At 72.9% G+C, this 12,346-nt stretch carries 8 protein-coding genes; 4 read left to right on the top strand and 4 right to left on the bottom strand.

Features of this window, described 5'->3' with window-relative positions:
• Positions 1–16: 16 nt before the first annotated feature.
• The 3 genes from C1I92_RS08850 to C1I92_RS08840 form a co-directional block, all read right to left on the bottom strand.
• A complete protein-coding gene (locus C1I92_RS08850; RefSeq protein WP_199521082.1) occupies positions 17–1,384 on the bottom strand; it encodes a branched-chain amino acid ABC transporter permease in 1,368 nt (455 codons plus the stop codon).
• 178 nt (positions 1,385–1,562) lie between these two features.
• Positions 1,563–2,312: a DUF554 domain-containing protein gene (locus tag C1I92_RS08845; RefSeq protein ID WP_111254305.1), complete on the bottom strand. Its 750-nt coding sequence runs from the start codon at positions 2,310–2,312 to the stop codon at positions 1,563–1,565.
• 7 nt (positions 2,313–2,319) lie between these two features.
• A complete protein-coding gene (locus C1I92_RS08840; protein WP_111254304.1) occupies positions 2,320–2,742 on the bottom strand; it encodes a PaaI family thioesterase in 423 nt (140 codons plus the stop codon).
• 62 nt (positions 2,743–2,804) lie between these two features.
• On the opposite strand from C1I92_RS08840, the gene polA reads away from it, so the two are divergent.
• On the top strand, positions 2,805–5,495 hold the full coding sequence (gene polA, locus C1I92_RS08835; RefSeq protein ID WP_111254303.1) for a DNA polymerase I: 2,691 nt from the start codon (positions 2,805–2,807) through the stop codon (positions 5,493–5,495).
• 140 nt (positions 5,496–5,635) lie between these two features.
• Positions 5,636–7,261, top strand: coding sequence for a lytic transglycosylase domain-containing protein (locus tag C1I92_RS34350; protein WP_199521081.1), 1,626 nt, complete (start codon positions 5,636–5,638; stop codon positions 7,259–7,261).
• On the opposite strand, the gene C1I92_RS08825 is transcribed toward C1I92_RS34350, so the two are convergent.
• A complete protein-coding gene (locus C1I92_RS08825) occupies positions 7,254–8,489 on the bottom strand; it encodes a lipopolysaccharide biosynthesis protein (RefSeq protein WP_111254302.1) in 1,236 nt (411 codons plus the stop codon). The genes C1I92_RS34350 and C1I92_RS08825 overlap by 8 nt on opposite strands.
• 398 nt (positions 8,490–8,887) lie before the next feature.
• Between C1I92_RS08825 and C1I92_RS08820 the strand changes: the two genes are divergently transcribed.
• Together C1I92_RS08820 and C1I92_RS08815 are read left to right on the top strand one after the other, a co-directional pair.
• A complete protein-coding gene (locus tag C1I92_RS08820; RefSeq protein WP_146605066.1) occupies positions 8,888–9,466 on the top strand; it encodes a hypothetical protein in 579 nt (192 codons plus the stop codon).
• Complete coding sequence (locus tag C1I92_RS08815; protein ID WP_111254300.1) at positions 9,463–12,270, top strand: hypothetical protein; 2,808 nt, start codon at positions 9,463–9,465, stop codon at positions 12,268–12,270. The genes C1I92_RS08820 and C1I92_RS08815 overlap by 4 nt, the downstream gene beginning before the upstream one ends.
• Positions 12,271–12,346 lie beyond the last annotated feature (76 nt).

The following is a 12,346-nucleotide window of genomic DNA, read 5'->3' as shown; positions in this document are numbered from 1 at the left end:
CGTTGCTCCTTCCGCCTCAGCCGACCCGCTCGCGGCGGCCCAGGATGCCCTGGGGCCGGACCAGCAGGATCAGGATGAGCACGACCAGCACACCGGCCGTCTTGAGTTCCGATGGGACGACGTAGGCGGAGACCTCGATGAACACGCCCACGACCAGCGCGCCGACCATGGCGCCCCAGGCGGTGCCGAGCCCGCCGAGCACCGTCGCGGCGAACACCAGCAGCAGGATCCGCATGCCCATGAGGTAGTCGACGCCCTGGATCATGCCGAAGAAGATGCCCGAGAGGCCGGCCAGCGCGGTGCCGACGGTCCACACGACGGTGATGACGCGGTCGACGTTGATGCCGGACGCGGCGGCGAGCGCCGGGTTGTCGGCGACGGCGCGAGTGGCCTTGCCGATGCGGGTCCGGGTCAGCGCCAGCGCGACGGCGGCCAGCAGCACCACGCAGATGCCCATGATGATGAGGTCGCGCGGGGTGATGCTGAGCGGGCCGATCGAGACCGGGCTCTGGTACGTGTACTGGTCGTAGGTCTCGCGGCCGCCGCCGATGATGAACTGCGTCAGGTAGCGCAGGAACAGCGACACACCGATCGAGATGATCATCAGCGCGATCAGGCCGGTGGGTTTCTTGCGCAGCGGCCGCCAGAACCCGCGATCCTGGCCCCAGCCGAACACGGCGCTGAGCAGCGTCGCCAGCAGCGCCGCCAGCAGGATCGGGACGCCGGCCTGGTTCATCAGCAAGGCCGCCACCGCGCCGAACACGATCAGCTCGCCGTGCGCGAAGTTGGTGAGACCGGTGGTGCCGAAGACCAGCGACAGCCCCAGCCCGGCCAGGCCGAGGATCAGCCCGAAGCGGATGCCGCTGACGAACAGCTGCAGCAGCTGGTTGTTGCCGGCGGTGGCGGTGATGTCCTCGCCGGCCTCGGCCTCCGCGCTGCCTTCGCCGGGCGCCTGGCCCTCCTCCTCGCCGCCCTCGGACGGCGAGGTCGCCGATGGTGACGGCTGATCGCCGCCGCCCTCGGGGGCGCCGACGCGGAACAGCACGACCTTGCGTTGCTGCGGGTTGACGGTGGTCTCGATGGTGTCGCGGGCGACGCCGGGCGCCGTCGACGGCAGCGTGGCCGCGTCGAGCACGACGGTGTAGTCGCCCGGGCCGGGCACCGGCACCTCCCAGGTGCCGTCGGCCGCGGTCTGCGCGGTCCCGATCTCGTCGCCGTCGGCGGAGGAGACGGTGATGGTGACGCCGGCGACCGGCGCGTCCTGGTACGTGAGCGTGCCATGGATCGTCTCGCCGCTGCCCTGGGCGGCCGCGGTGGGCGCGGCGAGCAGGACGGCGGCCAGGACAGCGAGCAGCGCTCCCAGACATCTGGCCAGCTTCTGCACGTGTGATGTACCTCCCGCTCCCAGGACCGGCTCACGTGTGGCAGCCACACGTCAGATCGGTCGTCCGATCGTCAGACGTTCGTGCCGGAGCATAACTCGCTTCTGGGACGTCTCCGAGGCTACGAGGGGCCCGAGTCCGGACCGATACCACATGGTGACGTCAACGCGTTCCCGCACGTCAGGACCTAATCGCGGCAACAATACTGACAAGTAGCGGAGCCACGAGCAGCGCGGGGAGCAGATCGCCGACCGGAAGCGGCTTCATCCGCAGCAGCCGCAGCGCGACGCCGACGAGCAGCAGCCCGCCCGTCGCTGTGATGGCGGACACGTACGCGTCGCCGAGCAGGTTCCCGGCCGCCACGCCGCCCAGCGTCAGCAGCCCCTGGACGACGAGGACGGCGAGCGCGGAGGCCATGACGCCCCAGCCGAACGACGCCGCGAACGCGACCGCGGCGAACCCGTCCATCGTCGCCTTCAGCGCCAGCTGGTCGTAGCCCAGGCCCATGCCGTCGGAGAGCGAGCCGAGGATCGTCAGCGGACCGACGCAGAACAGCAGCGACGTGGTGAGGAAGCCTTCGATGAAGCGCCGCCGGGCCTCGCCGTCGCCGTCACGGGACAGCCGCCGCTGCAGGCCGGCGCCGACGTCCTCGATGCGGGCCTCGATCCGAAGCAGCGAGCCGGCGATGCCGCCGATCAGCAGCGCGCCCAGCACGATCAGCACGGTCGCGGAGTCGCCGACGGACTCGGCGAACCCGGCGTCGAGGACGGCGGCCGCGGACAGCGCCGCGATGAGCAGCGTGACCAGCCCGAGCGCGTCGGTGACCACGTCTCGGGTGCGCTGGGGCAGCCGGTGGCCGACGAGCAGGCCGGCGGCCGAGCCGGCGACGACGGTGACGACGTTGAGGACGGTGCCGAACCCCGGGAACATGCCGCCGTCAGTCGCCGGGCTCGATCGGGATCAGGAAGCAGGTGAGCCGCGCGGTGCAGACCCGCCGGTCCTCGTCGTCGGTGATGACGACCTCGTAGCTGGCCGAGCTGCGGCCCAGGTGCGCCGGCGTGGCGACCGCGGTGACGTGACCGGACCGGACGCCGCGGTGGTGGGTGGCGTTGAGGTCGACGCCGACGGCGTAGCGGTCCGGCGCGCCGTGCAGGTTGGCCGCGACCGAGCCCACGCTCTCGGCCAGCACCGCCGACGCGCCGCCGTGCAGCAGGCCGAACGGCTGGGTGTTGCCCTCGACCGGCATCCGGGCGACGACCCGCTCGGCGCTCGTTTCGAGGTACTCGATGCCCATCCTCGAGTCCAGCGACGAGGACGGCAGGCCGGGCTGCCGGTTGTACGCGGCGACGGAGTCGGTCATGGCCCGGACGATATCTCCCCGGACCCTGCGACATTGTCGGAGGCGGCTACTACTGTTGCCGCGTGGTTGCCGCATCCGATACTCCCCGCCTCCTGCTCCTCGACGGTCACTCGCTGGCCTATCGCGCGTTCTACGCGCTGAAGGACGCCAACCTGGTCACGACGACCGGCCAGCACACCGAGGGCGTGTACGGCTTCACGTCGATGCTCATCAACGTGCTGCGCGACGAGGCGCCGACGCACGTCGCGGTGGCCTTCGACGTGTCCCGCAAGACGTTCCGCAGCGAGGCGTTCCCGGAGTACAAGGCCAACCGCACCAAGTCGCCGGAGGAGTTCAGCGGCCAGCTCGACCTCGTCAAGGAGGTGCTGGGCGCGCTCAAGATCCCGTACGTGGAGAAGGACGGGTACGAGGCCGACGACGTCATCGCCACGCTGGCCAGCATGGCCGAGAAGGACGGCGTCGACGTCTCCATCTGCACCGGCGACCGCGACGCCTTCCAGCTGGTCACCGACCGGGTGACGGTGCTCTACCCGCGTCGCGGGGTGTCCGACCTGAACCGCATGACGCCAGAGTCGGTGCTGGAGAAGTACGGACTCACCCCGGCGCAGTACCCCGACTTCGCGGCGCTGCGCGGCGACCCGTCGGACAACCTCCCCAACATCCCCGGCGTGGGTGAGAAGACCGCGGTCAAGTGGGTGGTCGAGTTCGGTGGCCTGGAGTCGCTGGTCGAGCGGGTCGACGAGGTCAAGGGCAAGGCCGGCGACGCGCTGCGTGCCCACCTCGGCCAGGTGCTCACCAACCGGCAGCTCACCGAGCTGGTCCGCGACGTCCCGCTCGACGTCCGCCTCGACGACCTCATCCGGCAGACGTGGGACCGCGAGGCCGTCCACCAGCTCTTCGACACCCTGCAGTTCCGGGTGCTGCGCGACCGCCTCTACGAGTACCTCGAGCCCGACACCGCACCGGAGGCCGAGGAGGGCTTCGAGATCGATGCGGTGCACCTCAACCCCGGCGAGGTGGCCGGCTGGCTCGCCGAGCACCTGGGCGAGGGCCGGGCCGGGCTGTCGGTGCGCGGCCACTGGTCGCGCGGTACCGGCGAGATCACCGAGGTGGCCATCGCGACCGGCGACGGCGCCGGCGGCTGGTTCGAGCCCGCCGGCCTGACGCCCGAGGACGACGCCGCCGTCGCCGGCTGGCTGGCCGACCCGGCCCGCGGCAAGGTCATGCACGACGCCAAGGGGCCGATGCACGCGCTGGCCGCCCGCGGCTGGCCGCTGCAGGGCCTCGCGGCCGACACCGAGCTGACGGCGTTCCTCGCGCTGCCCGGCCAGCGGTCCTACAACCTCGCCGACCTCGTGCTGCGCTTCCTCAACCGCGAGCTGCGGGCCGAGGACGCCGGCGGCGCCGTCCAGCTCTCCCTCGACGGCGGCGACGAGGAGCAGCTGGGCGCCGACGAGACCGTCCGGGCCCGGGCCGTCCTCGACCTCGCCGAGGCGCTGGAGGCCGAGCTGGACAAGAAGGGCGGCCACACGCTGCTCGAGCAGGTCGAGCTGCCGCTGGTCGGCGTGCTGGCCGGCATGGAGCGGGCCGGCATCGCCGTCGACCTCGACCACCTGCAGGCGCTGGAGTCCGAGTTCGCCGGCAACGTCGCCCAGGCCGCCGACGACGCCTACGACGCCATCGGCCGCCGCGACGTCAACCTCGGCTCGCCGAAGCAGTTGCAGGCGATCCTCTTCGACGACCTCGGCATGCCGAAGACGAAGCGCACCAAGACCGGCTACACCACCGACGCGGATTCGCTGGCCGAGCTGTACGCGAAGACCGAGCACCCGTTCCTGGCCGCGCTGTTGCGCCACCGCGACGCGTCCAAGCTGCGGGTCACCGTCGAGGGGCTGCTGAGCTCCGTCTCCGACGACGGCCGCATCCACACCACATTCGTGCAGACCATCGCCGCCACCGGGCGGCTGTCGTCGACCGACCCGAACCTGCAGAACATCCCGATCCGCACCGACGAGGGGCGGCGCATCCGCGAGGCGTTCGTCGTCGGCCCGGAGTGCGAGGCGCTGCTCAGCGCCGACTACAGCCAGATCGAGATGCGCATCATGGCGCACCTGTCCGACGACCAGGCGCTGATCGACGCGTTCGCGTCCGGCATGGACTTCCACTCCGTCACCGCGTCGCGGGTGTTCGACGTGCCGGCCGACGAGGTCAGCCCGGCGCAGCGGGCCAAGATCAAGGCGATGAACTACGGCCTCGCCTACGGCCTGTCGTCGTACGGGCTGTCCCGGCAGCTCAACATCGCGGTGGCCGAGGCGCAGAGCCTCATGGACGAGTACTTCGAGACGTTCGGCGGGGTGCGCGACTACCTCAGCGAGGTGGTCGAGCGGGCCCGCATGGTCGGCTGGACCGAGACCATGCTGGGCCGGCGCCGCTACCTGCCCGACCTCACCAGCGACAACCGGCAGCGCCGCGAAATGGCCGAGCGGATGGCGCTGAACGCGCCGATCCAGGGGTCGGCGGCCGACATCGTCAAGGTGGCGATGCTCAAGGTCGACCAGGCGCTGGCGGCGCAGAAGCTGTCCTCGCGGATGCTGCTGCAGGTGCACGACGAACTGGTGCTCGAGGTGGCCGAGGGGGAGCGCGAGCAGGTCGAGGAGCTGGTCCGGCGCGAGATGGGCGATGCCTATCCGCTGCGGGTGCCGCTGGACGTTTCGGTCGGAATCGGGCGTACCTGGCACGAGGCGGGCCACTGATCCCTCCGTGTAAACCACACGTTGGTCATCTGTTTGCACTGTGGGGTAGACCGAACGGACGATCGCATGCGAGGCTCGTGGGGACGTCGTGAGAACGGGAGTCCGCATTGCGCCCTGTGTTGCGAGCCGCTGGAGCCGTCGTGGCGACTTCGGGGGTCCTGTGCCTTGGGGGAGCAGCGGGACTTCCGGGTCCGACCTCGCTGGTCTCGGCGTCGTCGGACTATCCCGACGGCGAGTCCGATGACATCTACCACGGTCGCGGCGACGCCATCGTCTCCAGCGACCACACCGACGGCCAGGCCTCGGTCACGGTGGTCGCCGACAACGCGGCCGCGATCGCGGGCGGGTTCATGCTCGGCCCGGGCGCGTCGCCGGGCGTCGTCACACAGACCCTCGCCAGCGGTCTGGGCATCCCGGGCCTGGTCCTGGAGGCGTACCAGAACGCCGCCGCCCAGCTGACGCTGGAGAACCCGGGCTGCGGCATCCGCTGGGAGATCCTCGCCGGCATCGGCAAGATCGAGTCCGGGCACGCGAACGGCGGGCAGGTCGCGGCCAACGGCGACGTGCAGCCGCGCATCGTCGGCCCGGCGCTGAACGGGAACGGCTTCGCCTCCATCGGCGACAGCGACGGCGGCCGGTGGGACGGCGACACGGTCTGGGACCGCGCGGTCGGCCCGATGCAGTTCATCCCCGGCACCTGGAAGGCCTACGGCGCCGACGGCAACGGCGACAGCTCCGTCGACCCGCACAACGTCTTCGACGCCACGCTCGCCGCCGCCAAGTACCTGTGCGCCGGCGGCGGGAACCTGGCCGACGAGGCGCAGCTGCGGGCCGCGCTGATGCGCTACAACCCGTCGACCACGTACGCGAACAACGTGATGTCGTGGATCCGCGCCTACGACAACGGCAACGGCTACATCACCGAGACGCCCGGCCCGGGCCCGGCCGGCCCGCCGCTGCCGCCGGCGTCGACCGACGCGCCGAACCCGTCCGGCACGCCGTCGCCGACCCCGCCGGGGACCACCCCGCCGGACCCGGAGCCGACGACGCCGCCCGGCACCACGCCGCCGGGGACCACCCCGCCGCCGACGAAGCCTCCGGCCACGACGCCGCCGGTCTTCACGCCGCCGCCCACGAAGCCTCCGACCACGCCGCCCGGTGACGATGACGGTGGTGGCGACGTATCCGGTAGCGAAACGGGCACGGACGTCGGGACGGACACGGGCACCGATACGGGTACCGACACCGGAACGGAGACCGGCACCGATACGGGTACCGACGTCGGGACGGACACGGGCACCGATACCGGGGCCGAGACGGGCACGGACACCGGAACGGACACCGGCACCGACACCGGAACGGACACGGGCACCGACACCGGAACGGACACGGGCACCGACACCGGGACCGAGACGGGGACCGAGACCGGGACCGAGACGGGGACCGAGACCGGGACCGACACGGGCACGGAGACCGGCGGCACCGAGACCGGCGACGCCAGCGGCACCGAGACCGGCGACGCCGCAGGGACCGAGGACGGCACCGAGACGCCGACCGAGGACGGCGTCTGCCCGGCCGAGGGCACCCCCGAGACCGACCCGGACTGCCCGGCGCCGACCGAGGAGCCGTCCACGGAGCCGCCGACGGCCGAGAGCACGCCGACCGAGTCCGCGCCGGAGCCGACCGCGGCCGAGACGCCGAACACCGCGACCCCGGCGGCGCGGACGACCAGCCGCCGCCGCTGGTTCGGCCGGCCGGTCAGGTAGTCGCCGGAGCGACCGCGCTCTCCGTTCCCTCAACCGGGGACGGGGTGCCGAGCCGCTCGCGGGCCAGGCCCCACAGCACGATCAGGGCGGCCGCGACCAGGCCCGGGACCAGCACGCCCGCCAGCGTCGTCGCCCACAGTTCGACGGTCAGCACGTAGGCCGCCAGCACCACCCACAGCACGCCGGTCGTCCAGCGGTCGCGTCGGGCCAGGTGCGCGTAGACCAGCAGGTGCGCCAGCGCGTAGAGCGCGCCGAGCCCGGCGAACCCGGGCACCCACGCCACGACGTCGTCGTAGGACGGTCCGGCGACGAGGTCGACGGCGGGGTCGGCGAACGCCCAGCACAGCGCCGTCAGCGCGGCGCCGCTGACCGCGACCGCCGTCACCCCGAGCGTCACCGCGGAGCGCCGCCGCAGCGGGTCGGCCAGCGCCGGGAAGGCCAGCAGCGGGACGAATTGCGGCAGCCAGAAGGCGATCTTGGTGAAGATCGACCCGGCCGCATAGAGGCCGCTGACCTCGGGCGACAGCACGTGCCGGGCCAGGATCACGTCGATGTTCGTCAGCACGACAAAGCCCAGCAGCATCGCGCCCGACGACAGCGTCGCGCGAACCGCGAACCCGCCGCGCCGCGAGAACAGCGACGCCGGCCGCGCGGCCAGCCAGGCGACCACGCCGGCGGCGGCGAACCCGGCCGCGATGCCGATCAGCGCGCTGGTCGCGGTCGGCTCCAGCGCCATCCCGGCCAGCCCGCCGCCGACGCGCAGCGCCGCCTGGATCGTCACCAGCGCCGCGAGCAGTCCGAACCGCTCCCGGCCCTGCACGATCCCCAGCGACGGCGCCGTGGCGGTGAGCGCCGCGATCGCGACGGCGGCAGCGATTGCCGGCGTCGGCGACGGCAGCTGCAGCACGGACTCGGCGGCCGGGCTGAGCGCCGTCAGCGCGATGCCGATCGTGATGGCGAGGATGAGGCCGGAGCGGACTGCCGGGGCAACGGGACGGCCGGTCGCCGCTGCTCGGGCCGTGGTCGCCTGGACCGCGAGCGCTGCGACGTTGCCGACGATGATGAGGGCGAGGAGGGCGCTGAAGGCGCCGAACTCGTGCGGGCCGAGGCGGCGGGCGCCGGCGACCGTGAGGGCGTATCCGAGCAGGTTGCCGACGCTCGTGCCGAGAGCGAGCAGCCCCGCGGAGCTGCGACCGGCGCCGAGCAGGCGTCTGACGAGCTGCGGCACGCGCCCTATCGTGCCAGGCTTGCGGGCTTCGGTGGCCGGGCTTGCGTTGGCCGGGCGCTCGTTCGTTGGGTTTGCCACGTTGGCCTGCCCCCTGCTGCTTCCAGTGTCGGGGGCGCCGGAAGATGGGCCCTGGCTCCTGGCCTCGCTGTTCTGCCGGTTCGCTGGCCTCTTCTGGTCCGCTCGGGGTCGGCTACCGACTCTGCTGGGGTCGTCTGCGCTGGCCTCCTCCGGCTCGCTGTGTCCCTCATGTCACGGTTGTGCTTGCATGACCAAGTTTCTTGCTGAAAGTACTGGACCTTCTTGTTACTGGCTGGTAAGAAGTCTCCTCATTGACGCGGTGGCCGTGGACGTCCGCCGGAGAGGAAGCGATGAGGGGCTATTTCCTGCCAGGGGTCTTCTTGGCTGTGGCGACCGGCGTACTGGTCTTCGGGGGCGACTGGCTCGGGCTGGAACTCGAGCACGTCGCCCTGCTGGGGGCGGCGCTCGGTGGCGCGACCGGCGTCGTACCGGATCGGCAGCCGTGGGAGCGAGCGGCCGGCCTGCTGGCCGGTGCGCTGCTGGCCTGGCTCGGCTACGCGCTGCGGGCCGCCTGGCTTCCCGACACGTCCGCCGGACGCGGCGTCGCCGCGATGCTGGTCGTGCTGGCGTGCCTGCTCATCGCGTTCCTGACCTCCGGCCGGCTGCCGCTGTGGTCCTTCCTGATCGGGGCGGCAGCGGTCGTCGGCGCGTACGAGGTCGCCTACACGGCCGCTCCGCCGGAGTTCGTCGAGACCTCGCCCACGGCGCTGACGACGGTGCTGCTGGCGGCCGCGTTCGGCTTCCTCGCCACCGTCTTCCTCGGCAACACGATCGAGGAGGAGCGTGACCGCGAGCGCGGCCGGTACGCCTCCGACGACGAGCCGGACGCCGTGCGGCCCGAACCCGAGCCCGACGGCGAGACCGCACGGGGCCCGTTCTGGGAAAGGGCGCTTCGATGAGCCGCCGGATCATGACGGCGGCCGCCGGCGCCGTCACCCTCGTGCTGGTGGCCGCGCCGACCGCCGCCGCCGACGTCGACATCACGAACACCGAGACCGTGCAGGTCTACCTGAACAGCGACGGCGGGGTCGATCGGGCCCGCGTCTACGACCAGCTCGACCTCACCGGCACCGGCAGCGTCGAGCTGCGCAACCCCGTCACGACCGATGGCCTGCGCAACCTGGACGGCTTCGGCGACACCGACACCGAGGACGGCGAGGCGATCCTGGAGACCGACGTCGACGGGGAGCAGCGGCGGCGCACGGTGTCCGACTTCGAGGGCGACCTGCCGCTGTCCGTGTCCATCGAGTACCGGCTGAACGGCGAGGTCGTCGACGCCGGTGACGTGGTTGGGGAGTCCGGCGAGCTGGAGGTCCGGTACCGGGTCGTCAACGAGACCGGTGAGTCGCGCGAGATCGAGTACGACGACGGCACGGGCAACCTCGTCACCGCCGAGGAGGAGGTGTACGTCCCGATGGTCGGGACGATGACCACCACGCTGCCGTCGTCGTTCACCGACGTCCGCTCCGACGAGGCCAACATGGGCGGCGACGGCCGCGGCGGCACCCGGCTGACGTACGCGCTGACGCTGTTCCCGCCGATCGGCTCGGCCGAGCAGGAGTTCGGCTACACCGCCGTCATCGAGGACGGCGTGATCCCGCGGGCGACGCTGTCGGCGCTGCCGGTCTCGCCGCTGGACAGCCCCACCTACGCGAGTGGCGTCGCGGGCTACCAGGGCGGCATCGAGTCCGGCACGGCGCTCACCGAGGGCGCGATGACCATCGACGAGAACCTGCTGCGGCTGCGCGACGGCGCGGCGGACCTGCTCGGCGGGCTGATCCAGCTGCGCAACGGCGCGCAGGAGCTGAGCACCGGCCTGTCCGACGAGGCCGCGCCGGGCGCCCGCGAGCTGGCCGACGGGCTCGGCGACCAGCTGGCGCCGGGAGCGCGTCAGCTGAACGCCGGGGCGCAGGAGTTCTACCAGGGCGTCAACGGCGAGCTGGCCCCGGGCGCACGGCAGTTGGCCGCCGGCGCCGGCGTGCTGGCCGACGGGCTGGCGGAGCGGCTGGTGCCGGGCGCCGGCCAGCTGGCCGACGGCGGCGAGGAGCTGGCCGCCGGGCTGCAGGGGCAGCTCGCGCCGGGCGCGTCGCAGCTGGCCGACGGCGCCTCCGATGCGGCCGACGGCGCGGGCCGGCTGGCCGAGGGTCTGGAGACCGCGGGCGAGCGGGCGCCGGAGCTGATCGGCGGCCTGCAGCAGGTCGGGTCCGGCCTGGACCGCGTCGACGCCGGCCTGACCCGGCTCTACGACGGCATCGGCGGGCTGCCCGCGCAGGCGCAGCCACTGGCCGACGGCATCGACCGGCTGCGCGCCGGCATCGGCGACGTCGACGAGGAGGGCACGCTGCTCGGCGGCCTGGAGACGATCCGGCTCGGCCTCGAGGAGCAGGCCGTCCCGGCGCTGGAGCAGATGGCCGAGGGCGTCTACAACGAGTCTGACAACCGCGACGAGATGGGCGCCTACCAGCGCCTCGGCTGTGCGATCACGGTGCTGACCGACCTGCAGAACCAGGCGAACAGCGGCTTCGACCCGGTCTGCTACGGCGCGGCCGAGGCGGCGGCACTGACGGCGGCCCGGGTCGGCGTCCCGGCCAGCCTGGACGTCGTCACCCGGACCGTCGTGCTGGAGTCGCTGATCACGCAACTCGAGGACGGGCAGGCGGGGCTGGCCAACCCGGAGGACCCGGGCGACCGCGAGACGCTCTACGGCGGGCTCAACTCGCTGACGCACGCGATCACCAGCGGCGACGGCATTCTGTCAGGGCTCGTGCGGCTGCAGTGCGGCCTGTCCAACGAGCGCGGCATCTGCGACCAGGACCGGCCCGGCCTGCTGCAGGGCCTCGACCTGCTCGACGGCGGCATCGAGCAGCTGGTCAGCGGCGTCGTGCAGTCGGTGCAGGGCGGCGTCGGCGAACCGGACGACACCCCGGCCGACGAGACGCTGCGTGGCGGCGTGAACGGCCTCAGCGACGGCGTCGACCAGATCATTGCCGGCGGCGACGCGCTGCTGGCCGGGCTGCTGCAGCTCACCGACGGCGCGCACCAGTTGCACGCCGGCAACCTGCAGATCTCCGACGGCGCCGGGGAGCTGGCCGCGGGCGCGGCGGCCGCCGCCGACGGCGCGGGCCGGCTGGCCGACGGGGCCGGGCAGCTGGAGGACGGCGCCCGCGACGCCGCCGACGGAGCCGGTCAGATCGAGGACGGCGCCGGTCAGCTCGCCGACGGCGCGGGCGCGGCGGCCGACGGGGCGGGGCAGATCGCCGACGGCGCCGGTCAGCTGGCTGACGGCGCCGACGAGGCCGCCGTCGGGGCCGGTGTGCTGGCCACCGGACTGGAAGCCGCCGCCGACGGATCCGTCCAGATCTACGACGGCCTGCTCCAGGCCGCCCAGGGCGCACCGCAGCTCGTCGACGGCGCCCAGCGGCTCTCGACCGAGGGCGCGTCGCAACTGGCCGACGCCGGTCAGGAGACCGCCGCCGACTTCGGCACCCGGTACGCCATGCTGGAGGCCGGCGCCGAGCGGGTGAAGAACGAGCCGCTGGTCAACGGCGCGCCGGACGGCGCCACGCTGAAGACGGCGTTCATGTTCGAGATCCCGGAGGTCAGCGGCGAAGGCGGCCGCAACCTCACCCGCGGCGTGGTGGCGCTCGGCGTGTTCGCGGCCGCGGCCGCCGCGGCGACGCTCCTCCGGAGCCGCCGCACCTGAGACCCGGGGCGGCCGCCAGCCCCCCGGCGGCCGCCCCGTCCCTCACCGTGAGCGGACGGCGGTGTGTGAACGATTC

It is taken from the genome of Jiangella anatolica (assembly GCF_003236295.1).
Taxonomy (GTDB): domain Bacteria; phylum Actinomycetota; class Actinomycetes; order Jiangellales; family Jiangellaceae; genus Jiangella; species Jiangella anatolica.
This window is presented reverse-complemented; position numbering and strand designations above follow the sequence as displayed.

What these genes read in the sequence shown, in the direction of transcription:
- C1I92_RS08815 (WP_111254300.1), top strand. Translation starts at nt 9,463, where the DNA reads ATGAGCCGCCGGATCATGACGGCGGCCGCCGGCGCCGTCACCCTCGTG.
- C1I92_RS08840 (WP_111254304.1), bottom strand. Translation starts at nt 2,742, where the DNA reads ATGACCGACTCCGTCGCCGCGTACAACCGGCAGCCCGGCCTGCCGTCC.
- C1I92_RS08845 (WP_111254305.1), bottom strand. Translation starts at nt 2,312, where the DNA reads ATGTTCCCGGGGTTCGGCACCGTCCTCAACGTCGTCACCGTCGTCGCC.